Here is a 23,037-nt window from a genome sequence, read left to right as displayed (position 1 = left end):
CCGCCCCTTTCGCGCGGTCACTCGGTGGCGCCGCCCGGCAGGATCCGCCGGAAGCCGGTGTACGGCACCAGCGCCTCGGGCAGGACCACGGAGCCGTCGTCCTGGACGCCCTGCTCCAGCAGCGCGGCCACCGTCCGCCCGATCGGCAGGGCCGAGCCGTTCAGCGTGGCCGCCGGCGACTTGCGCCCGTCGGCCCGCTTCACCCGGATGTCGGCGCGGCGGGCCTGGAAGGTGCCGCAGTCGGACACCGAGGAGATCTCCCGGAAGGCGCCGCCACCGGGCAGCCACACCTCGATGTCGTAGGTCATCCGGGCGGAGAACCCCATGTCGCCCGCCGGCAGCAGGACGGTGCGGAACGACAGCTCCAGCCGGCGCAGGCACTCCTCGGCGTGCCCCACCATCAGCTCCAGCTGCTCCTGCGCCTGCTCCGGCGCGCAGATCCGCACCAACTCCACCTTCTCGAACTGGTGCAGCCGCAGCACGCCCCGGGTGTCCCGGCCGTAGGCCCCCGCCTCCGCGCGGAAGCACGGGGTGCGGGCGGTGAAGGCGTACGGCAGCGTGCGCGCGTCCAGGAGCTGCCCGGCCACCAGGTTGGTGAGCGGCACCTCGGCGGTCGGGATCAGGAACAGCTCCCGGTCCGCGACCTTCGTGCGGAACAGGTCCTCCTCGAACTTGGGGAGCTGGCCGGTGCCCGTCATGGTGTCCCGGTTGACCAGGAACGGCACCGACTGCTCGGTGTAACCGTGCTCCCGGGTGTGCAGATCGAGGAAGAAACCGCCGAGGGCCCGCTCGAGGCGGGCCCCGGCGCCGTGCGCGACGCTGAACCGGGCGCCCGAGAGACGGGCCGCGGCGGGGGAGTCGAGGATGCCGAGGGCCTCGCCGATCTCGGCGTGGTGCCGGGCGCCGGCCGCCGGACGCGGGTCCGGGCCGCCGCGCCGTACCTCCACCGCCTCCTTCTCCGAGTCGCCGTCGGGTACGGCGTCCAGCGGCAGGTTGGGGATGCCGAGCAGCAGCTCGGTCAGACCGGCGGCCGCGGTCCGGGCGGTGGCCTCGGCCTGCTGCACCTCGGCCCGCAGCGCGCGGGCGGCCTCCTTCTCGGCTTCCGTGGGCGGCCCCGTACGGCGGGCCTTGGCCGTGCGGTTCAGCTCGGTGCGCAGCCGGGTCACCTCGGACTGCGCGGCCGAGCGGGCGCGCAGCGCGGTGCCGAGGGCGTCGAGGTCGAGGTCGTGGCGGCGGCGGGCCAGGCGCCGTACGGCGTCCTCGCCGGCCTCGATCAGCTCACTGGGATCGTGCATGGCGGTCTCCTGACAGGGCGGGGGAGGGGGCCGGGACGGGTTCGGCGGTGTGCCGGGCGCCGAGCATGCGGTAGCGCACCGGGTGCGCCGAGCGCAGCCGGGCCGCGTACAGCAGGCCGCCCGCGGCGACCAGCGGCAGCAGCCAGGGCAGCGCGGCGATCACCTCGGACGGGGAGCCGGTGAGCATGTCGAAGTTGCCGACCACCAGCCACACCGACGCGGCGAGACCGGCGAAGCCCAGCAGCGGGGCGACGGTCTCCCGCCACCAGTGCCCGGTGCCGGTGCGCACCCGCAGCCCGAGCACGGACAGCGCGGCCAGCGCCTGCAGGGCGACGATGCCCAGGGTGCCGAGTCCGAGCATGCTGGTGGTCAGGTCGGCGTACGGGTCGAGTCCCGCGACGGCGAAGCCGGCCACGACCACCGCGGTCAGCGCGCTCTGCGCGAGGCTGGCGCGGTGCGGGGAACGGTGCCGGGCGTGCTCGGCGGCCAGCGCGCCCGGCAGCAGGCCGTCCCCGGCGAGGACCTGGGCGTACCGCCCGGCGGCGCTGTGCAGGGCCAGCGTCGCCGCGAACAGGCTGGTGCACAGCAGGATCTGCAGCCCGGTGCTGCCCGCCTTGCCGAGGAAGTCGTCGCCGAGGACGAAGAACAGGTCGCCCATCTGCCTGCCCGCGACCTCGCGCACGTTGTCGCTGCCGACCGCGCCGACCGCCAGCCAGCTCGTGAGCGCGTAGAAGCCGGCGATCAGGGTGACGGCCACATAGGTGGCGCGCGGCACGCTGCGCCGCGGGTCCCTGGCCTCCTTGCCGTACAGCGCGGCCGACTCGAAGCCGATGAAGGAGACGAACGCGAACATCAGCGAGACGCCGACGCCGTGCCCGGCCGCGGTGTGCGGGGAGAAGGAGGCGGCGGGCAGGGCGTGCAGCCCGTGGCGGGCGAGGATCGCCACGTCCAGCGCGGCCAGCACCCCGATCTCGCCGAGCATCAGCAGGGCCAGCACCCGGGCGCTGAGCGCGATCTCCCGGTAGCCCAGCACCGCCATCAGCACGAGCCCGACGGCCGCGCACCACTGCCACGACACCGTCAGCCCGTGGGCCGCCAGCACGAGCTGGGTGAAGTAGCCGAGCGCGCCCGCCAGTCCGATGGTGGCGCAGTTGTAGGAGAGCAGGGCGACGTAGCCGGCGGCGACCGCGGGCGGCCGGCCGAGCCCGTCGGCGACGGAGGCGTAGAAGCCGCCGGAGCCGCCGGTGCGGCGGGCGCTGACGGCGTAACCCACCGAGAAGCACAGCAGGGTGACCCCGGCGAACAGGAACGCGGCCGGCACCCCGGCCCCGTCGCCGAAGGCGAACGCGAGCGGAACGGTGCCGACCATCGCCGACAGCGGCGCGGCGGCGGCGACGATCAGGAAGAGGATGTGCCCGGTACCGAGCCGGCCGGACGGGGGCGGGGAACCACTGGAGGACATGACGACTCCGAGGAAATCCGAGGAAAGGGGAGAGGGACGGGGACAGCCGCCCGCCGAGACTTCTCGGCGGGCGGCTGCTGCGACGTGCCGGGCGGACCGGGCCCGGCGGCGTCCGGGGCCTGGTACGGAAGTCCTGCCTGCCGGGCGAACGACGGGACTTCCGCGACAGGCCCTACGCGGGGGCGATCGCCAGGGCCGTGTTCTGCCCGCCGAACCCCAGCGAGTTGCTCAGCGCCAGGTCGATCGGCATCGACGTGACGGTCTGGGCCAGCTTGATCTCGATCCGCGGATCGGGCATGACCAGGTTGGCGACGGGCGGGATGACCTCGTGCTCCACGCTGAGCACGGCGAACGCGGCCTCGACCGCGCCGGCGGCGCCCAGCAGATGACCGGTGACTCCCTTCGTGGACGTGACCAGCGGGTCCCCGCGCAGGGAACGCTGGATCATGCGGGCCTCCGACAGGTCGTTGAGCGGGGTCGACGTGCCGTGGGCGTTGACGTGCTGCACGTCGTCCGGGTCGGCCCCCGCGTCGGCGAGGGCCGCGCGCACCGCCGCCTCGATGCCGGCGCCGTCCGGGTGGGGCGACGTCATGTGGTGGGCGTCCGCCGTGGCGCCGTAGCCGATGATCCGGCCGTGCACGTGGGCGCCGCGGGCCCGCGCGTCCGCGACCCGTTCCATCACGAGGATCCCGGCGCCCTCCCCGGCCACGAAGCCGTCCCGGTCGACGTCGAACGGGCGGGAGGCGGACGCGGGGTCGTCGTGCCGCTTCGACAGCGCGCCCATCTGGGCGAACCCGGCCATGACCAGTGGGGTGATCATGGCCTCGCTGCCGCCCGCGAGGACGATGTCGCAGCGGCCGAGGGCGAGCAGGTCCCGGGCGGTCCCGATGGCGGTCGCGCCCGAGGCGCAGGCGGTCGCCACCACCAGGTTGGGCCCGGTCGCCCCGAACTCGATGGCCGTCTGACCGGCCAGCATGTTCGGCAGCTGCATGGGCAGCAGCAGCGGCGACACCCGGTCGGCGCCCTGCTCGCGCAGCACGTGGTGCTGCTCCTCGACGGTGCCCGGGCCGCCGTCGGCGCAGCCCAGCACCACACCCACCCGCGCGCCGTCCCAGGTCTGCGGGTCCAGGCCCGCGTCGGCCACCGCCTCGTGCGCGGCGACCAGCGCGAACTGCACGAACCGGTCCAGACGATGGGCGCGCCGCGCGCTGAGCAGCGTCTCGGGGTCGAAGCCGGGCACCCGGCAGGAGATCTGTACGGGGTTGTCCGCCAGTACCGGATCGAGGGCGGCGGCCGGCCTGCCGTCGCAGACCGCCGCCCAGCTCGGCCCGACCCCGATGCCGCCCGGGGTGACCAGACCGAGTCCGGTGACGGCGATGTCCATGCCGGCCATCAGACCTTCGCGCTCCGCTCCTCCATGAGCCGGACCATGTCGGCCACGGTCTCGGCCTCCAGGAGGTCGTCGTCGCTGATGTCCAGGTCCAGCTCGGACTTCAGCAGCAGCGACAGCTCCACCACGGCGAGCGAGTCGAGCTCGATGTCCTCGCGGGTGGCCTCCGGGGTGATCGCCTCGGGCGACACCTTGAGCTTGTTGGACAGGATTTCCTTGAGCTGCTCCAGCATGTCCGTTCCTTTCGAAGGGCGTACGCACCCCGCGTACCGCTGAGTTCGTATGAGTCACTGACGGTCGGTCAGAAGGTCTGCAGCTCCGGCCAGACGACGGTGCCCGCGCCCCAGGCCAGCCCGCCGCCGAAGGCGGTGAGCAGGACCCGGTGGCCCGCGGCGAGCCGGCCCTCGGCGGTGGCCTCGGCCAGCAGCAGCGGGATCGAGGCGGCACCGGTGTTGCCGACCCGTTCGATGTTGCTCAACTGCTTGTCCTCGGGCAGCCCGAGGCGTTTGGCCACCGCTCCGAGGATCCGGGCGTTGGCCTGGTGCGCGGCGAACCGGTCGACGTCCTCGAGGCGCCAGCCGGCGCGTTCGGCGGCCTCGCCGGAGACGGACGTCATCCGTTCCACCGCGTGCCGGTAGGTGTCCCGGCCGAGCATCCGGAAGTACCGGTCCGCCGGGTCGACCGGCCGGTCGGTGGAGCGCTGCCGGGAGCCGCCGGCCGGCACCTCGATCAGATGGCTCAGCTCGCCGTCGCTGCCGAGCACCAGGGGGCCGATCGCCCCGGGCTCGTCCGCCGAGCCGGCCCGCAGCACCACCGCGCCCGCGCCGTCGGCGAAGATCACCGCGGTGGTCCGGTCCTCGGGGTTGATGATCGTGGTGAAGGCGTCCGCGGCGATCAGCAGCACGCTGTCCGCCACCCCGGCCGCGATGAGCCCGGCGGCCGAGGCCAGCCCGTACAGGAAGCCCGTGCAGACGGCCGCCACGTCGAAGGCGGGCACCTGCCCGAGCCCCAGCCGGGCCGCGACCTGCGGTGCGGTGGCGGGGCAGGGCTGGTCGGGAGTGGTGGTGGCCAGCACCACCGCCCCGACCTGCTCGGCGCCCGCCGACTTCAGCGCCCTCAGGCCCGCCTCCACCGCAAGGTCGCCGGTGGAGGTGCCCGGAGTGATGAAGCACCGCTCGGCGATCCCGGTGCGGGAGCGGATCCAGGCGTCGGAGGTGTCGAGCCGCTGCGACAGGTCGTCGTTGGTCACCACGTTGGGCGGGACGTACGAGCCGATCCCCGCGATGACCGCGGCCCGCCCGGTGCTCATGCGCCGGCCTCCGAGGCGAGGACCTCGACGGGCAGGCCCATGTACTTCATGCGGACCTCGGCCATCTCGTCGGTCCACCGCTCGGCCATGTCGTAGCGCTGCTCGGCGGTGGTGTCGAGCAGCCGCACGCCCGGCCACACCTCGTAGTCGCCGATCTTGTCGGCGTGTTCGGCCATGCCCTGCTGGAACAGCTCCTCGCGGTGGATGACGAACTCCCGGTCCGGGATCTCGTCCCACAGCTTCACGCCCGAGCGCAGGATCTCCAGCAGCCGCGGCTTGTACTCCGGGTGCGCGATGACGTGGTCGCGCAGGATGGTGCTGGCCACGGTGAGGTGGCGGATCTCGTCGATCGCGGTGCCCCGCGAGATCTCGCCGGTCGCCGGGGACAGCGGGGTCCACTTGCGCTCGCTCAGCTCGGCGGCCGGGGCGAGCACCCCCTCGATGATGATGGCGAACACCGCGACGCCGCCGGGGAAGTCGGCCTGGTCGCGCACGATGTCCAGGGTGAAGTCCACCACCGGGTCCAGGACCCGCTTGCGGTAGTCCCGGGCCATCTCCTCGATGTCCTTCAGCAGGGTGCCCGCCGGGATGCCCAGGTCCACCAGGTGCTGCCGGAACACGCGGGCGTGCCGGGCCTCGTCGATGAGCTGGGTGGCGTAGAACTCCATCTCGGGGATGCCGGGCGCGATCGACACGTAGTGGCCGAGCAGCCGGGTGGCCAGCTCCTCCGCCAGCGCGCGGAAGCCGAACTCCAGCACCAGCGCCTCGCGCAGCGGGCCGGGCGCCTTAAGGAAGGCGGGCGTGATCGCGTTCTCGTGGTGGCCGGTGGCCCCGCGGTCGCGCAGGGTTCCCTGGGCCACCGAGGTGAACCAGTAGGCGAGGTCGCACTCCTCGGGACCGAGGGTGAGTTCCTTCGCGCCGTCGAGCAGACCGGGCGCCTTGTCCCAGTCCGCCTCGGGGGCAACGGGTGCGGTCATGATGCGGCGGCCTCCTTCGCCGGACGCAGGGAGCCGGCGAACAGCCCGCCGGCGTAACTGAACAGCGGCAGACCCGGGTCGGCCGTGGCGCGTACGACATGGCCGAGCAGCAGTTCGCTGTCGCCCGCCGCGTGCGCGGAGTGGAAGCGGCAGACGTAGTGCGCGAGCGCGCCCGCGATCAGCGGGGCGTGCGCGTACCGGTCCGCCGTCCAGGCCAGGCCCGCGAAGGCCGCGTCGCCGTCCGGACGGCCGCTGTCGGCGAACCGCCGGGCCACGTCGGCCTGGTCGCCGCCGAGCACGTTGATCGCGAACCGGCCCTCGGCGGCGGCCAGCCGGGCGAACGACGAGCCCGACCTGAGCACCACGCCGACCAGCAGCGGCGAGCGCGAGACGAGGGTGACCGTGCTGGCGGTCGTGCCGTGCATGCGGTCCTCGGGGCCGGTGGTCAGCACCGACACCGGGGACGCGAGGTGGTACAGCGCCCGGCGGCGCTCGGCCGGGTCCTGGCGGACCGGCCGGGCGGCGCGCACATCGGTCGCGGTGGTCATCACACGGCCTCCGTCTCCCGGACGGCCGGCCGCGCGGGGACGTGACCGACCGGCTCCGGGTCCATGGCGTGCCCGGCCGGCTTGGGGTGGGGCAGGCCCAGGTCGTCCAGCAGCCGCAGGTAGCCCTGCTGGCGCACCGGCTCGAAGGGCAGCGCGAAGGACTTCATGAAGTTGCCGAACAGGCCCCGGTCGCCGAACAGGTGGAACGGCAGCACCAGCAGCGCCCACTCCGGCTTGACCAGCCAGCACCACAGCGCGGCCACCGCGCCCTGCGTGATGAGGCTGTGCATGACGTTGTAGAGGACGTAGTACGCCTTGTGGATCGGCCGGCCGCCGCTCTTCTTGAACGCGATGGCGCCGGGGATGTAGCCGATCAGGTCGATGTAGAGGAACAGTCCGATCGCCGGCAGCCAGCGGATGTCGCCGAAGTGGTAGACGATCATTCCGGTGGTGACGGCGAGGCCCACCAGGTACTCGGCGCGGTGCAGCGAGTACGTGCGCGGTGTCTCGAAGGGGTTCGCCTGGTCCATGGTCAGCTCCTCGCGCGGTTGCTAGGCGCCGACCGCGGCGGGTTCGGTGAGTTCGATGCCGCCCTGGATGCGCACACCCGGGAACAGGCCGGTCAGCGCCCAGGCGACGGTCTCCTTGATGACCCGCTCGGCGATCGGGTCGAGGATGCCCTCCAGGCTCGGGATGCCGAAGTCGAAGTCGGCGTCGAAGCGGACGGTGACGTCGTCCCCGGCCTGCTGGACGGACCAGGTGCCGGCGAAGGAGTCGAAGTCGCCGTCGGACTGCTCGAAGCGGATCTCGCCGCTCTCCGGCAGCACGGTGTCGTCCTCGGTCCAGCGCAGCAGGCCGCTGCGGAAGTGCAGCTCCCAGCTGGAGGAGGCCTTGGGGTCGGGGTAGGAGGCGTGCACGGTGGTCGCGTTGACGTGGGGCGCCAGGTCCGGGAAACGCTCCCAGCGCCGTACGGCGTGCAGGACCGTTTCGGCCTGCTCCGCGGGTATCAGGGCATCGAGTTCGACGTGCCGCACGATCAGTTACCGCCTTCCGGCATTGTGGCCGCGCCCTTGACGAGGTCGCGGGTGGCCAGGTCGAAGGAGTTGACGAGGAAGTCCACGTCGGTGTCGTCCAGCACGGCGGGCGGGGTGAACCGCACCACCGAGCTGCCGTTCATGGAGTGGTTGGCGACCACGCCGTGGTTGAACAGTTCGATCAGCAGCTCGCCGGCCAGTCCGGCCTCGACGAGCTCCACGCCGATGAGCAGGCCCCGGCCGCGCACCTCGACGACCAGCTCGGGGATGTTGCGCCGCGCGACCTCGGTGATCCGCGGCAGCAGCCGGGCGCCGAGGTCCATGGCGCGGGTGACCAGGCGCTCCTCCTTGACCGCCCGGATCGCGCCCTGCACCGCCGCCATCAGCACCGGCTGGCCGGAGAAGGTGGCGGTGTGGACGTAGGGGTCCTTGTCGAAGGGGCGGAAGGCCTTGCGGGTGGCGACGGCCGCCGACACCGGCATCACGCCGCCGCCGAGCGCCTTGCCGGTGAGCAGGACGTCCGGGACGACGCCCTCGATGTCGGCGCCCCACCACTCGCCGAGCCGCCCGAAGCCGGACTGGACCTCGTCGAGGATCAGGAAGCCCTCATACTCCCGGACCAGTTCCTCGACCCGCTTGAGGTAGCCCTTCGGCGGGATGATGACACCGCCCTCGCCCTGCACCGGTTCGAGGATCACGCAGACCTCGCCCGGGTGGGCCCGCAGCTCCTCCTCCAGGGCGTCGGCGTCGCCGAACGGCAGGTGCAGGAAGTCGGGGACGAGCGGGCGGAACGGCGCCTGGTAGACCTCCTTGGCGGTCGCCGACAGGGCGCCCAGGGTCTTGCCGTGGTAGCCGCCGCGCATCGAGACCGTCCGCTTGAACCCGTTCGCGCGGGCGAGCTTCAGGCCCGTCTCCACCGCCTCGGCGCCGGACAGCGCGAAGTGCACGCGGTCCAGGCCGGGCGGCATCACGGAGACCAGGGACTCCGCGGCGCGGGCCACCGTCGGCTCCAGCAGGATGCGGGTCGCGGTGGGGTGGGTGCGCAGCTGGCGCTCCACCTCCTCCATGACGATCGGGTGGCGGGCGCCCATGATGAACACGCCGTAGCCGCCGGCGTTCAGGAAGCGCTCGCCGTCGCTGGTGGTGAGCCAGGCGCCCTCGGACGCCGTCTCCATGTGGCTGCCGAACAGCTCGGCGAGCGTGGCCCGGCCCTTGCTGAGGTGGGCCCGGTAGAGGTTGAGGATGTCCGCCTCGTAGTCGGCGGCGGAGACCGGCGCCGGCGCCGGGGAGTCCTGGATGACGGTCACGTGTCGCTCACTCCAAGGGTGTGGGTGGGTCGGGAGGCAGGCCGGGAGGGCGCTAGGCCAGGACCAGCGGGCCTCCGTCGAAGTACGTGAGCAGCGGCTCCGCGGCGGCGAGGCGGGACGGCGGGTGGAAGGCCAGGGCACGCGTCGCGGCGGCGACCTGCGCGCTCGAGGAGTTGACGATGAAGTCCAGGCCGCCGAGCAGCTCCAGCGCCCGCGCCACGATGTCCGGCAGCGCGTTCTGCACGGCGTACCGGGCGACCAGCACCCGGGCCACCGACTCCTCGTCGCCGGGCTCCTGGCCGGTGCCGCGGGCCACGCCCTCCAGCAGGGCGAGGGCGGCCTCCATGTCCACGGCGAGCGCGGCCCGCTCCGCCGCTCCGCCCCGCCGCCGCTCCAGCACCTGCTCGACCAGGGCGGCGGCGCCGCCCGCGTATCCGGCCGAGATCAGCATCTCGAACCAGACGAAACCGGCCGACTGCAGGTCGTCGAGGCGGGTGGGGTCGTCGGCGCCGGCCCGGACGACCATGTCCGCGGGGACGAACACGTCCTCCAGGCGCACCTCGTCGCTCTCCGCGCCGGCCAGCAGGTCGTTGCCCCAGAACGCGTGCACGGACAGTCCCGGCGCGTCGGACGGCACCAGCGCGAGCGCCAGCTCCGGCTCGCCGCCGTCCTCGCCGTGGATGGCGATGGACGCGGTGAGCAGGCTCATCGAACGGGCCAGGCTGCACGGCTTCTTGGAGCCCGACAGCAGGAACCCGCCCTCCACGGGCCGTGCGGTCACGGCCGGCTTCAGGATGTTCTGCGCGGTCCGGCCCTCGGCCCAGCCGGAGGCCATCACCTGCTGGTCCGGGACGATCCGGTGCAGCAGTGCGGTCTGCGCGTCGGTGAGCCGGCCCGACTTGACCGCCAGCGAGTACAGCATCGCGGCGGTGAAGTGGTGCATGGAGACGGCCGCGACCAGCGACGGGGACAGGGCGCCGAGGGCGAGCTGCACCCGCAGCGCCTCCAGCGGGGCGGCGCCGTGGCCGCCGTAGCTCTCGGGTATGAGCAGGCCCACTCCGCCGTGGATGCGGAACAGGTCGATCACCGGGCTGCCGGGCTGCTCCCGCTCGGCGTACGGGATCTGCTCCAGCTCCTTGAGCAGTCCGGGATGGAACCGCTCGCACACGGTCCGGGCAGCATCGAGGGAACGCAACGGAAACCTCCGGAAGACGTCGAAAGCGAGGGCGGTCAGGCGCCGAAGACCGCGTCGTACGGGCTCACGTCGCGGGCGATGCTGACTCCCTGGATGTGGGAGGTCTTGAGCATCGGGTAGTTGGCCTCGCCGAAGGCGCCGCCGGTGCGGCCGGTGCCGCCGTGGCTCGGCAGGTACGGCAGGAAGCCGATGTGGGAGTCGTTGACCTTCAGCAGACCGCCGTTGACCACGCGGCGCACGAAGGTCTCGATCACGTGGTCCGAGCGCGACCACAGGGAGTTGCGCAGCCCGTAGTCGTTGCTGTTGACGAACTGCAGGAAGGACTCCAGCAGGGCGTCGTCGTCGTCGCGTTCCGGGACCACGATCGGGATCAGCGGGAAGAAGGTCTCCTCGCGGACCACGTCGTACGTCCGGGCCCGGTCCAGGCCGTCCACCCGCACCACCGTCGGCTGCAGGAAGACACCCGTCTCCGACACGGTGCCGTCGACCTCGGTGCGGTTGCCGCCGGTGAGCAGCTCGGCGCCGTTGTCCAGCGCCTGCCGCAGCAGCCGGAAGAAGCGCTCGCTGCGCCGGACCGGCGACAGCAGCACGTCCTCCTCCTCGGGCAGGCCCGGCCTGATGCCCTTGACCTGCTCCTTCACCTCGGCGATCAGCGTCTCGGCGATCTCCGGGTGGACCAGGACGTAGTTGGGCACCATGCAGATCTGCCCGGAGCCGTAGAACGACTCGGTGATGGCCTCGGCCGCCCACTTCACGTCGGCGTCCTTCCAGACCACGATGCCGTCGTTGCCGGCGAGTTCGAGGATCGGCTTCTTGCCGTGCGCCACGCAGCTCTGCTCGAAGCGCAGACCCTCCTGGCTGCCGCCGATGTAGAAGATGTCGTCGATCAGCGGGTCGGCGATCCAGCGGTCCATCGTCTGCTTGGGGTTGGAGCACACCGCGTTCAGCACACCGGCCGGCGCGTCGATCTCCTCCAGCAGCGGGGCGACGATGTCCCGAAGCAACCACATGGTGGACAGCGCGATCGAGCGCGGCGCCCGCACCACCACGGCGTTGCCCGCCATCAGCGCCAGCACGCACAGGGCGGCGCTCGGCAGCGGGGCGTTCTGCGGCGGGTTGAAGGCGACCACGCCGTCCGGCTGGCGGTGCAGGATCAGCTTGCGGCCGTTGTACTCCTTCTCCACCCGCATCTGCTTCAGATACCAGCGCAGGGAGCCCGGGGCGTAGATCTGCAACAGGCAGCTCAGCTCCCACCGGGCCAGCTTCACCGGGTGGGACTCGGCGACCAGCATGCGCAGGAACTCGTCCTGGTGCTTGATCAGTTCCTCGCGGAAGCGGGTGCCCAGCTGCATCCGCCGCTCCAGCGGTACGGCCGCCCAGTCGGGTGCGGCGGCGGCCGCCGCCTGGGTGGCCAGGTCGATGGCGGAGTCGTCCGCGATCGCGCAGCGCCCGACGACGTAGGGGTGCTTGGCCGCCTCGGACTCCGGGTCCTGCTCCAGCGAGCGCTTAAGGCTGACGCTCGTGAAAACGTCTTCCAGCAGCGAACGCCCGCTGACGGTGTAGACCCAGCCGTCACCGGCCACGTCCTTGCCCGCGATATAGAGGTCGTAACTCTTCAATCCGGAAGGTGCCTCAGCACTCTCCTCCTGCTCCTGCGCGGCTTCGCGAAGCATCTTCAGCCTTTCGGATATGGCGTGTGGATTTCTTGAAGCAATGCGAGCCTGGCAGCGGAATCTGACCCGGCGCTGACACGTGACTGACCGCGCCGATCCGGCCAACGCCGGCCCCGCGGCCCGTCAGTGGGGCGTCAGCCGGCGCTGCTTGCATGACCGCATGCCACCTGTCGACAGCACGATCCAGCGGTTGCGCGACCTGCCGCGCAGCGAGCTCGCCGAAGAAATCGAGTCACTCGTCCTGGAGAAGTTCAGGGCGGTACTTCTGATGGACGAGTCCGAGGAACTCCCGGTCGACGTCAGCTATTTCGATCTCGGCCTCACTTCGCTGCGGCTGACCGAGATACGGCAGAGCCTGGAGCAGCTCCTGGACCTGTCGATCAACGTCAACGTGCTCTTCAACGAGCCGACGGTCGCCCATCTCGTGGACCACCTGACCCAGGAAATCCAGGACGCTTGAGGAGTCGTTCCATGCCGCGTAAGGAATCAGAGCAGGCGCCCGAACCGGTCGCGATCGTCGGAATCGGTCTGCGGTTCCCCGGCGGCAGCGGCTCGCCCGACGAGTTCGACGCCTTCCTGCGGGAGGGCCGCAGCGGAATCGGGCCGATCCCCCGGGACCGCTGGGACGTCGAGGCGTTCACGCCCGAGGGGCCCGACGACAAGGGCAAGATCATCGCGAAGGCCGGCGGTTTCCTCGACCGCATCGACCTGTTCGACGCCGGCTTCTTCAACATCAGCCCGAAGGAAGCCCGTTACATGGACCCCCAGCAGCGGCTGCTGCTGGAGACCGCCTGGCAGGCCCTGGAGCACGCCGGCATCGACCCGGCCCCGCTGCGCCGCGGCAACGGCGGCGTCTACATCGGCGCCAGCTCCATCGACTACGCCCTCGAGCTGGACTCCCTGCCGTACGAGGAGCTGGACGGCCACCTCGCCTCCGGCATCACCATGTTCCCGCTGTCCGGACGGCTGTCGTACTTCCTCGGCTGGCGCGGCCCGAGCATGAGCGTCGACACCGCCTGCTCCTCCTCGCTGGTCGCCCTGCACCTGGCCGTGCAGGCGCTGCGCGCCGGCGAGAGCGACATCGCGCTGTGCGGCGGCGTCAACGCCCTGCACCACCCGCGCATCCCGGTGATGTTCTCCAACGCCCAGATGCTGTCCCCGGACGGCCACTGCAAGACCTTCGACGAGGCCGCCGACGGCTACGCGCGCGCCGAGGGCTGCGGCATCGTCGTCCTCAAGCGGCTCTCCGACGCCCAGCGCGACGGCGACCGGGTCCTCGCCCTGGTGCGCGGCACGGCCGTCGGCCAGGACGGCGACAGCGCCGGCCTGACCGTGCCCAACGGCCCCGCCCAGGAGAAGGTCATCCGCGCCGCGCTGGCCACCGCCCACCTCGGCCCCGAGGACATCTCCTACGTCGAGGCGCACGGCACCGGCACCCCGCTCGGCGACCCCATCGAGTTCGGCGCCATCGGCGACGTGTTCGTCGACTCCCACACCAAGGACCGGCCGGTGCTGGTCGGCTCGGTGAAGACCAACCTCGGTCACATGGAGCCGGCCTCCGGCATCGTCGGCGTCATCAAGACCGTGCTGCAGCTGCGCTCCGGCACGGTCTACCCGCACGTGGGCCTCAACACCCCCTCGGGGCGCATCCCCTGGGACCTGTACCCGCTGCGCGTGCCCACCGAGTGCGAGCCGTGGCGGGCCGAGGTGAAGCGCGCCGTCGTCAACAGCTTCGGCTTCGCCGGCACGATCGGCGCCGTCGTGCTGGAGGAGGCGCCCGAGCCGGCCGAGCGCGAGGAGTCCTCACTCCCGTACGCCGCACCGGTGTTCACCCTGTCCGCGAAGAGCGCCGGCGCCCTGCGCGAACAGGCCGCCCGGTACCGGCGGCTCCTCGACGACCAGCCCGCGCTGCCCGTCGAGGCATTGGCGTACACCGCGAACGTCGCGCGCACCCACCACCCCTACCGGGTCGCCGCCCCGGTCGCCGACCGCGCCGCCCTCGCCCGGCTGCTGGACCGGACCGCCGAGGCCGAGCCCGAGGGCCCCACCGGCATCCGCAAGACCGCCTTCATGTTCACCGGCCAGGGCTCGCAGTACGCCGGCATGGGCGCCGCCCTCTACGAGGCGCTGCCCGTCTTCCGCGCCCACGTCGACGAGTGCGACCGCCTCTTCGCCGGCCCGCTCGGCCGCTCCGTGCGCGAGCTGCTGCTCGGCACCGCCGCCGACCCGGACGCCATCGACCGCACCGAGTACACCCAGCCCGCGCTGTTCACCCTCGAGTACGCCCTCGCCCAGCAGTGGATGGCCTGGGGCGTACGCCCGAACGTGCTCATCGGGCACAGCATCGGCGAGGTCGTCGCGGCCGCCGTCGCGGGCCTGTTCACCCTGCCCGACGCCGTGAAGCTGGTCGCCGCCCGCGCCCGGCTGATGCAGGCGGTGCGCGCCGAGGGCGGCATGGCCGCGGTCGCCGCCCCCGCCGACGAGGTCGCCCCGCTGCTCGAGGGCCGCGACGACCTGGCGCTGGCCGCGGTCAACGCCCCCGACCAGACCGTCGTCTCCGGCGCCACCGCCGCCCTCGACGAGGTCACCGGCATCCTCGCCGGCCGCGGCTTCCGGGTGGACCGGCTCACCGTGTCGCACGCCTTCCACTCGCCGCTGATGGCCGAGGTCTACGACGACTTCCGGGCCGCCCTGGACGGCATCGTCTTCCACGAGCCGAAGATCAGCCTGATCTCCAACGTCACCGGGCGCCTGGCCCGGCTCCGCGAGATCGGCAACGCCGACTACTGGGTGCGGCACATCGGCGAACCCGTCCGCTTCCTCGACGGCATCCGCGCCGTCGCCAAGCGCGGCCGGCACGCCCTGATCGAGATCGGCCCGCAGGCCGCGCTCACCGCGCTCGCCCGCCGCGGCGTCACCGTCGAGGACCACGTGTGGCTGGCCAGCCTGCGCCGTCGCGACACCACCACGGGCACCACCCTGACCGCGCTCGCCGACTACTACGCCGCCGGCCTCGGCGTCTCCTGGGACGGCTACCACGCCGGGCACGCCACCCCCACCAAGGTGGACCTGCCCACGTACGCCTTCCAGCGCAAGCGCTACTGGCTGCCCTCCGTCACCCCCCGGCGCTCCGCCGGCGGCGGCAGCGCCCGGCACCTGCTGCTCGGCACCGAGGAGCGGTTCGCCAGCGGGGTGCGGGAGTTCACGGCGGAGTTCACCGCCGAGGAGCTCGGCGCCCTCACGGACCTCGCCGACGGCGGCCGCGCCGTCCTGCCCGCCGGCGCCTACGTCGACCTGCTGCTCGCCGCGCAGGACGCGGTCCAGGGCCACGCCCGCTCCGCGATCCGCGACCTCAGGCTGCTCGCCCCGCTGGAGCTGCCCGCCGAGACCACCCTCACCCTGACCACCCGCTGGCGGCCGCGCCCCGGTGGCGGCGCCGACATCGAGGTGTTCACCGTCGTCGGCGGCGAGGAGAACCCGCACGCCACCGCCACGGTCGCCGCCGGCCGCGAGGCACTCGTCCCCGTCTCCGAGCTGGCCGAGCTGGAAGCCGCGCTCGCCCCCGCCGGGCAGCGCATCGACGACGAGGACATCTACACCGACCTCGCCTCCGTCGGCCGCCCCGCGGGCCCCCGCATGCGGCTGCTCCACCACGTCACCCGGCACGGCGACGGCGTGCTCCGCGCCGAACTCACCGGCCGCGACGCCACCGCCGTCGAGCACGTCCCGGCGGAACTGCTGGAGGCCGCCGCCCAGGCGCTGGTCGTCCTCGACCCCGAGGGCCCGGTGTTCGTGCCCCGCGAGATCGCCTCCGTGCGGCACTTCCGCAAGCCGCGCGGCGAGAACCTGCGCGTCCTCGCCCGGGTCCGGGGCGAGCAGGACCGCCGCATCGCCGACGTGCTGCTGCTGGAGAACGGCGACCCGGTCGCCGAACTCCTCGGCGTCCGGCTGGCCCGCCCCGAGGACCGCACCGGCCGCCGCCGCTTCCTGCACCGCCCCGAGTGGATCCGCCGCGCCCTGCCCGCGACCGGGGCCGCGCTCGCCGAACGGCACGTCGTGCTGCTCGACCCGGCCGCCGCCCGCGCCGCCGGACTCGCCGGCGAGCCCGGCCTGAAGGTCACCCGGCTCGCCGACCCCGCCGAGCTCAAGTCCGCGCTCGACGACCCGACCGTCACCGACGTCGTCCGCGTCTGGCGCACCCGCCCCGGCGAGATGTCGGTGGACCGGCTGCGCGCCGAGTCCGAGGACAACTACCGCGAACTGCTCGCCACCGTCGGCGTCCTGGACGCGGCCGGCCTCTCCCGGCCGCCGCGGCTGTGGCTGGTCACCCAGGGCGCCCAGGCGCTGCCCGGCGACCCGGCGGGCGACGGCGGCCACCTCGCCGCCGCCACCCTGTGGGGCTTCGGCCGGGTGCTGCTCACCGAGTACCCGCAGCTGCGCACCACCCTGGTCGACCTCGCCCCCGGCGGCGGCCTGGAACCGCTGCTGGAGGAGTGGCGCGCCGAGCCCGCCGGCGAGTACCAGGTCGCCTACCGGTCCGGCCGCCGCTACGTGCGCCGGCTGCTCGCCGGCGACGAGGCGCTGAACTGGAACGGCGACTTCGAACTGCGCGCCGCCGAGTCCGGCGACCTGTCCGACCTGGCGCCCGCCCCGGTCACCGGCCGGGCGCCCGCCGAGGACGAGGTCCAGCTCAGCGTCCGCCTGGTGGGCCTGACCGCCGAGGACGCCCGCACCGCGCTGGACACCGGCCGCGCCGACCGCGAGGAGCACGAGGAGGAAGGCGAGGACGTGCCGCCGCCCGTGCTCGGCCGCACCGCCCACGGCACGGTCCTGGCGGCTGCCGCGGGCACCGGCTTCACGCCGGGCGACGAGGTCCTGGTCCGCCACGACGGCACCTTCCGCTCCACGCTCACCGTGCCGGCTACGGCCGTCGTGCACGCCCCGGCGCCCGAACCCGGCGACGGCGCGCCCCACTTCGGCCTCGACGAGACCGGCGAGGCACTGCGCACCGCCCTCGCCGCCCCCGCCGGCCCGGTCTGGGTGACCCTGCCCGAGGACCCGGCGGCCCGCCGGCCGGAACCGGCCGAGCGGCGGCCGGCCGCCCTGCGCGACGACCGCACCTACCTCGTCACCGGCGGCCTCGGCGGCCTCGGCCTCGCCACCGCCCGGAAGCTGGCCGAGCTCGGCGCCCGGCACCTGACCCTGGTCAGCCGCAGCGGCCGGCCCGCCCCCGAGGCCGCCGAACTGCTCGCCGGCCTCGCCGAGGAGGCGGAGGTCGACATCGTCCGCGCCGACCTCGGCCGTACCGAGGACGTCGCCCGGCTGGTGCGCCACATCGAGGCCGGACCGCGCCCCCTGGGCGGCATCGTGCACGCGGCCGGCGGCTCCTACGACGAGCGGCTGATCTCCGAACTGACCTGGGAGTCCATCGAGGACCAGCTCGAGGCCAAGGCCTACGGCGGCTGGCTGCTCCACGAGGCCACCGAGAAGGCCTTCCCCGACCTGGAGTTCTTCGTCGTCTACTCCTCGGTCTCCTCGGTGCTCGGCGGCTTCGTCGCCCAGGGGCACTACGCCGCCGGCAACGCCGCCCTCGACGGCCTCGCCGACTGGCGCGCCCGCCGCGGCCTGCCCGGACTCGCCCTCAACTGGAGCTCCTGGTCCCGGGTCGGCATGTCCTCCCGCATGAACGACGTCCTCATCCAGGAGCTGGAGCGCGGCGGCGTCCACCTGTTCTCGCCCACCCGGGCGCTGAACACCCTGGTCGGCCTCTGGGACCAGCCGCGCGGCCAGCGCGTGGTGGGCGACTTCGACTGGGACCGCTACATGGCGGGCCGGGTCACCGGCGACCTGTTCTTCGACCGCCTGGCCCGCCGGGCCGCCGAGGACGACGGCGGCCTCGACGTCGCCGCGCTCGCCGCCCTGTCCCCGGCGGACCGCGCCGCGGCCGTCACCGCCGTGGTCCGGGAGAAGGTCGCCGCCGTGCTGCACCTCGAGGAGGGCGACGAACTGGATCCGAACACCGAGTTCGTGTCGCTGGGCCTGGACTCGCTGATGGCCCAGCAGGTCAGGTCCGGTCTGGAGCAGGCCTTCCGGCTGCCCCTGCCGGCCTCCCTCACCCACGACCACCCGACGGTACGGCAGCTCGCCGGCTTCCTCGGCGAGCGGATCGGCCCGGCACCGGCAGCGTGACGGACGACAAGGACACACGACCATGACTGACATCTCCAGTGGCATAACGAGGGAGCGCTGGACGCTCCACCACTCCGCCCGCGCCCACGCCGGCAGCCGCCCGGACCATCCGGCGATCGTCTGCGAGGGCCGCGTCACCACCTACGAGAAGTTCCACCGGGACAGCAACCGCGCCGCGCACGCCCTGCGCGCCTGCGGGGTCCGGCGCGGCGACCGCGTCGCCTACCTGGGCCGCGAGTCGGAGAACTACTACCTGGTGATGATCGCCTGCGCCAAGGCGGGCGCGGTCCTGGTACCGGTCAACTGGCGGCTCACGGCCGGCGAGGTGGACCACATCCTGCGCGACTCCGGCGCCACCCTGATCTTCGTCGACGACGAGTTCTGGGACACCGTCGCCACCGTCCGCCACCAGCTGCGCGGACTGCGCAAGGTGATCCGCGTCGACGGCACCGACTCCGACGGCGAACCCGCCCGCGGCGCCGGACTGCCCGCCTGGGCCGCGAGCCGGCCGGACACCGACCTCACCCCGGGCACCGGCCCCGACGACGCGGTCATCCAGATCTACACCAGCGGCACCACCGGCCTGCCCAAGGGCGCCGTCCTCGCCCACCGCAGCTTCTTCACCCTGCCGCACGCCAGCCGGGAGCGCGGCGTCGACTGGATCGACTGGCTGCCCGAGGACGTCGGCCTGATCTCCCTGCCGGGCTTCGGGGTCGCGGGCATCGGCTGGTTCCTGCACACCTTCAACGCCGGCGGCACCAACGTGATCATGCCGCAGTTCGACCCGCAGGAAGCGGTGCGGCTCATCCGCACCCACCGGGTGACCACCACCTTCGCCGCACCGGCCATGCTGCAGGCGATGGCCGCCGAACGCGGAGCGGGACCCGAGGCGTTCGCCTCCCTGCGCAAGATCGCGTACGGCGCCGCGCCGATGTCCGAGACGCTGCTCAAGCAGTGCCTGGAGACCTTCGGCTGCGAGTTCGCGCAGATCTACGCCAGCACCGAGACCGGCAGCGTCGCGGTCTGCCTGCCCCCCGAGGCGCACCACCCCGGCAGCACCGTGCTCACCTCGGTCGGCAAACCCTGCCCCGGCAACGAGGTCAAGGTGATCGGTCCCGACGGCGAGACCCTCCCGGCCGGCGCCATCGGCCAGATCTGCGTGCGCGCCCCGTCCCGGATGCTCGGCTACTGGAACCTGCCGGAGGCCACCGCCCGCACCCTGGTGGGGGAGTGGCTGCACATGGGCGACGCCGGCTACCTCGACGACGACGGCTACCTCCACCTGTGCGACCGGATCAACGACACGATCATCGTCGCCGGGCAGAACATCTACCCGGCCGAGGTCGAGAAGGCGCTCGCCGCGCACCCGGCCGTCGCCGACGCCGCCGTGGTCGGACTGCCCGACGAGCGCTGGGGCGAGAGCGTGCACGCGGTGGTCGTCCTGCGGCCCGGGACCAAGGCCACCCCGCGCGAACTCCTGCTGTCCCTGCGCGGCCGGATCGCCGACTACAAGATCCCCGGCACCTACCACTTCGCCGAGACGCTGCCCCGCAACCCCTCCGGCAAGATCCTTCGCCGCGCGGTGCGGGAACAGCTCGCGGCGCCGGCCCGGGACCCGCTCGCGAGCACCGTATGACACCGAACCGGCACCCCATGCCCGAAAGGGACCTGACCATGAGCACCGAGCCCCTGCGGATCGGCATCCTCCTCCCCACCCGGGAACAGGCCATCAACGGCGCCTACGCGGCCGCGCCGCTGCTGGACTTCGCGCGCCAGGCGGAAGCGCTCGGCTTCGACTCGCTGTGGGCCGGGGACTCCCTCACCGCCCGCCCCCGCCTGGACCCGCTCGTCGTCCTGTCCGCCGCGGCGGCGGCCACCGAGCGCATCGCGGTCGGCACCGCGGCCCTCACCCCCGCCCTGCGCCACCCGCTGATCGGCGCCAACATGGTCGCGAGCCTCAGCCATGTCGCCGCTGACCGGCTGGTCCTCGGCCTCGGCTCGGGCTTCCCGATGCCCGAGACGGAGGAGGAGTTCGCCTCGGTCGGCGCCTCCTTCCAGGGCCGGGTGGGCCGCCTGGACGAGATCACCGCGCTGTGGCGCACCGCCTGGCGCTCCGGGGAGGACGGCGAACCCACCGACTTCCAGGGCAGGTTCTGGCAGGCCGAGCACCTCGACCGGCTGCCCTCCCCGGCCGTCGCCGGCGGCCCCCCGCTGTGGCTGGCCGGCAGCGACACCCCGAAGGTCCTCGCCCGCGCCGCCACCCGCTACGACGGCTGGCTGCCGTTCCTGCCGGACGTCGAGGCGTACGGCCGCGCCCGCCGCCGTATCGCCGAACTCGCCGAGGAGGCCGGGCGCGGCGCCGGCGCGGTCACCCCCGCGCTGTACGCCACGGTCACCGTGAACAGCGACGAGACGGCGGCCAGGGCCGAACTGGAGCACTACATCAGCCACTACTACGGCCGCTCCCTGGACCAGATGCGCACCATCCAGGCCTACGCCTGGGGCAGCGCCGAGAAGTGCGCCGAGTGGCTCGGCGAGTACGTCCGGGCCGGCGCCCGGCACCTGGTCGTACGGATCGGATCCCTCGACCTCGAACCGCAGTTGAAGGAGATCGCCGAGGTGCTGCTGCCCGCGGTACGCGCCCTCGGCCCCACCGTTGGGAGCACCCAGTCGTGACCAGTGCCATCGCCTCCGTCGGCCAGGACATGTCCCGCGCGGGGCAGTGGTTCCACCCCGCGGAACCCTCGCCCGACGCCTCGATCCGGCTGTTCATGCTGCCGCACGCGGGCAGCGGGGCCATCATCTACCGCGACTGGGAGCGCCTGCTGCCGCCCGACATCGCCCCGCAGGCGGTGACCCTGCCCGGCCGGCACAACCGCCGCGAGGAGCAGACGTACGAGGAGTTCGAACCGCTGCTCGAGGCGCTGCACGAGGCCGTGCTCGACGACCTCGACGACCGTCCGTTCGCCCTGTTCGGGCACTGCCTCGGCGCCCAGCTCGCGTTCCGGCTCACCATCCGCATGGAGGAGGAGGGCGGCCCGTCGCCCCTCATGGTCGGCACCTCCGGCTGGTCCCCGCAGGGCTTCTTCAAGCCCACCGAGGAGCAGAGCAGGATGCCCGAGCCCGAGATGGTCGAGTGGATCAAGAAGCTGGGGTCCTTCCCGGCGGAGATCTACGACAACCCCGAGATGCTCGCCCTCGTGGTGCCGGCGCTCCGCGCCGACCTGCGGGTCGCCGCCGACCACGACGACGACGGCGCCGGCGTCAACTGCCCGCTCGCCTCCTACGGCGGCCGCTCCGACCCGCTCCAGGAGCACCCGGACGCCATGTCCCACTGGGCCGGGCGCACCCCGGCCTACCTAGGCCACAACGAGTACCCGGGCGGCCACTTCTACATCGACACCCACGCCCAGTCCGTCACCGCCCACTTCGCCCACCGGCTGCAGCGCATCGCCGCGACCCAGCCGGCCTGAGCACCCGTTCCACCGGCAGCGGCCGACCGGGCCGGCCGCTGCCACGCGCTCGGAGCGAGCCGCGCCGGCGCCCCGAGAAGCGAAAGAGAGAGACACATGAGAGCACCCCACGACCTGTACATAGCCTCGGCAGCGGCCTGGGTGCCCGGCACCCGCCCGCTGGACGAGGCCGTCGCCGCGGGCCTCGTCGACGAGGAGCACCAAAACCTCGGCTACGAGTCGATCGCCGTGGCCGAGGGCGTCTCCGGGCCCGAGATGGCGGTGCGCGCGGGGCGGCTGGCGCTGGAGCGGGCCGGGTCGGAGGGTCACGAGGTCGGCCTGGTGCTGCACTCCTCGTGCGGTTACCAGGGCCACGACATGTGGCCGGCGGCGTCGTACGTGGCGAACGAGACCGTGGGCCGCGCCGCCGTCGGCTTCGACGTCCAGCAGCGCTGCAACGCCGGGCTCGGCTCGCTCACCCTGGCGGCCGGGCAGATCGCCGCCGGGTTCACCGAGGCGGTGCTGCTGACCAGCGGCGACAACTTCGCGCCGCCGTGGGTGGACCGCTGGAACGTGCAGCTCAACTTCATCTTCGCCGACGGCGGCGGCGCGATGCTGCTGTCCGGGCGGAGCGGCTTCGCCCGGGTGGTCTCGCTGTGCGTGGGCGCCGACAACTCGCTGGAGCGCTGGAACCGGGGCCTGGAGCCGTTCGGCACCGCGCCCGGCCGGGAACTGCCGTTGCGGCTGCGCGACCGCGGGGTCCAGCACGCCCTCACCCCCGAGGCCGAGGGCTCCTGGGAGCGTTTCGAGGCCGGCCTGCTCGACACCACGACACGCGCCCTGGCCGACGCCGGCGTCACCACCGAGGACATCGCCCGGACCGTCGTACCGCACATCCACCGGGGCGTGTCCCCGGAGAACTACGAGCTGCTGGGCTTCGCCGAGAAGCAGAGCACCTGGGAGCTGGGCCGCCGGGTGGGCCACATGGGCGCGGGCGACCAGTTCCTCGGCCTCGAACACCTCGTCAGGCAGCGGGCCGTGGGCCCCGGCGACCTCGTCCTGCTGGTGGCCGCCGGCGAGGGCTTCAGTTTCTCCGCCGCCGTGGTCGAGATCCTCGACGTCCCCGACTGGCCGTAGTGAGCGCCGCTGTCCCGCGGCCCGCCCGGCCGGCGCGTCAGCGCCGCGTCAGCGGGCTGCGGGACAGTG

18 protein-coding genes are annotated in these 23,037 nt (G+C 73.3%); 6 read left to right on the top strand and 12 right to left on the bottom strand.

All coding sequences use genetic code 11. The features are described from left to right. Positions 1–17: 17 nt before the first annotated feature. From serS to ACFYU0_RS19560, 12 genes are all read right to left on the bottom strand, one after another. Positions 18–1,295 (bottom strand): serine--tRNA ligase, encoded by a 1,278-nt coding sequence (gene serS / locus ACFYU0_RS19615; RefSeq protein WP_351666676.1) that lies wholly within the window; start codon positions 1,293–1,295, stop codon positions 18–20. Then, the gene (locus ACFYU0_RS19610) at positions 1,279–2,757 is read right to left on the bottom strand and encodes an APC family permease (protein ID WP_389302725.1); all 1,479 of its coding nucleotides are present in this window, start codon (positions 2,755–2,757) and stop codon (positions 1,279–1,281) included. The genes serS and ACFYU0_RS19610 overlap by 17 nt, the downstream gene beginning before the upstream one ends. Before the next feature lie 172 nt (positions 2,758–2,929). Then, complete coding sequence (locus ACFYU0_RS19605) at positions 2,930–4,150, bottom strand: beta-ketoacyl-[acyl-carrier-protein] synthase family protein (protein ID WP_351666680.1); 1,221 nt, start codon at positions 4,148–4,150, stop codon at positions 2,930–2,932. Beyond that, positions 4,150–4,380 carry a phosphopantetheine-binding protein gene (locus tag ACFYU0_RS19600; protein ID WP_046422004.1) on the bottom strand — a complete coding sequence of 77 codons (231 nt, stop codon included), beginning with the start codon at positions 4,378–4,380 and terminating at the stop codon, positions 4,150–4,152. The genes ACFYU0_RS19605 and ACFYU0_RS19600 overlap by 1 nt, the downstream gene beginning before the upstream one ends. Positions 4,381–4,448: 68 nt before the next feature. Next, positions 4,449–5,456 carry a beta-ketoacyl-ACP synthase III gene (locus ACFYU0_RS19595; protein ID WP_351666682.1) on the bottom strand — a complete coding sequence of 336 codons (1,008 nt, stop codon included), beginning with the start codon at positions 5,454–5,456 and terminating at the stop codon, positions 4,449–4,451. Continuing rightward, positions 5,453–6,433, bottom strand: a complete 981-nt coding sequence (locus ACFYU0_RS19590) for a VlmB-like protein (protein WP_351666684.1) — start codon at positions 6,431–6,433, stop codon at positions 5,453–5,455. Before ACFYU0_RS19590 ends, ACFYU0_RS19595 begins: the two co-directional genes overlap by 4 nt. Continuing rightward, positions 6,430–6,981, bottom strand: coding sequence for a flavin reductase family protein (locus tag ACFYU0_RS19585; RefSeq protein ID WP_351666686.1), 552 nt, complete (start codon positions 6,979–6,981; stop codon positions 6,430–6,432). The genes ACFYU0_RS19590 and ACFYU0_RS19585 overlap by 4 nt, the downstream gene beginning before the upstream one ends. Beyond that, positions 6,981–7,511: a hypothetical protein gene (locus ACFYU0_RS19580; RefSeq protein WP_351666688.1), complete on the bottom strand. Its 531-nt coding sequence runs from the start codon at positions 7,509–7,511 to the stop codon at positions 6,981–6,983. Before ACFYU0_RS19580 ends, ACFYU0_RS19585 begins: the two co-directional genes overlap by 1 nt. A gap of 21 nt (positions 7,512–7,532) precedes the next feature. Continuing rightward, positions 7,533–8,015, bottom strand: coding sequence for an SRPBCC family protein (locus ACFYU0_RS19575; protein WP_351666690.1), 483 nt, complete (start codon positions 8,013–8,015; stop codon positions 7,533–7,535). Positions 8,016–8,017: 2 nt separating this feature from the next. Beyond that, a complete protein-coding gene (locus tag ACFYU0_RS19570) occupies positions 8,018–9,322 on the bottom strand; it encodes an aspartate aminotransferase family protein (protein WP_389302717.1) in 1,305 nt (434 codons plus the stop codon). A gap of 52 nt (positions 9,323–9,374) precedes the next feature. Further along, positions 9,375–10,517 carry an acyl-CoA dehydrogenase family protein gene (locus ACFYU0_RS19565; RefSeq protein ID WP_351666694.1) on the bottom strand — a complete coding sequence of 381 codons (1,143 nt, stop codon included), beginning with the start codon at positions 10,515–10,517 and terminating at the stop codon, positions 9,375–9,377. Positions 10,518–10,552: 35 nt separating this feature from the next. Then, positions 10,553–12,190 (bottom strand): aldehyde dehydrogenase family protein, encoded by a 1,638-nt coding sequence (locus ACFYU0_RS19560; protein WP_389302714.1) that lies wholly within the window; start codon positions 12,188–12,190, stop codon positions 10,553–10,555. Between the two features lie 160 nt (positions 12,191–12,350). On the opposite strand from ACFYU0_RS19560, the gene ACFYU0_RS19555 reads away from it, so the two are divergent. From ACFYU0_RS19555 to ACFYU0_RS19530, 6 genes are all read left to right on the top strand, one after another. Beyond that, positions 12,351–12,650: an acyl carrier protein gene (locus tag ACFYU0_RS19555; RefSeq protein ID WP_351666698.1), complete on the top strand. Its 300-nt coding sequence runs from the start codon at positions 12,351–12,353 to the stop codon at positions 12,648–12,650. An 11-nt stretch (positions 12,651–12,661) separates the two neighbouring features. Next, positions 12,662–18,379, top strand: a complete 5,718-nt coding sequence (locus tag ACFYU0_RS19550; RefSeq protein ID WP_389302710.1) for an SDR family NAD(P)-dependent oxidoreductase — start codon at positions 12,662–12,664, stop codon at positions 18,377–18,379. Between the two features lie 22 nt (positions 18,380–18,401). Beyond that, positions 18,402–20,015 carry a fatty acid--CoA ligase gene (locus ACFYU0_RS19545; RefSeq protein ID WP_389302708.1) on the top strand — a complete coding sequence of 538 codons (1,614 nt, stop codon included), beginning with the start codon at positions 18,402–18,404 and terminating at the stop codon, positions 20,013–20,015. 38 nt (positions 20,016–20,053) lie between these two features. Beyond that, positions 20,054–21,055 (top strand): LLM class flavin-dependent oxidoreductase, encoded by a 1,002-nt coding sequence (locus ACFYU0_RS19540; RefSeq protein ID WP_389302705.1) that lies wholly within the window; start codon positions 20,054–20,056, stop codon positions 21,053–21,055. A 29-nt stretch (positions 21,056–21,084) separates the two neighbouring features. Continuing rightward, positions 21,085–21,852 (top strand): thioesterase II family protein, encoded by a 768-nt coding sequence (locus tag ACFYU0_RS19535; protein WP_389302814.1) that lies wholly within the window; start codon positions 21,085–21,087, stop codon positions 21,850–21,852. Positions 21,853–21,948: 96 nt separating this feature from the next. Then, the gene (locus ACFYU0_RS19530; RefSeq protein WP_389302702.1) at positions 21,949–22,968 is read left to right on the top strand and encodes a ketoacyl-ACP synthase III family protein; all 1,020 of its coding nucleotides are present in this window, start codon (positions 21,949–21,951) and stop codon (positions 22,966–22,968) included. The last annotated feature ends 69 nt before the right edge of the window (positions 22,969–23,037 follow it).

This window comes from Streptomyces sp. NPDC003720 (assembly GCF_042875075.1).
Classification (GTDB): Bacteria; Actinomycetota; Actinomycetes; order Streptomycetales; family Streptomycetaceae; genus Streptomyces.
This window is presented reverse-complemented; position numbering and strand designations above follow the sequence as displayed.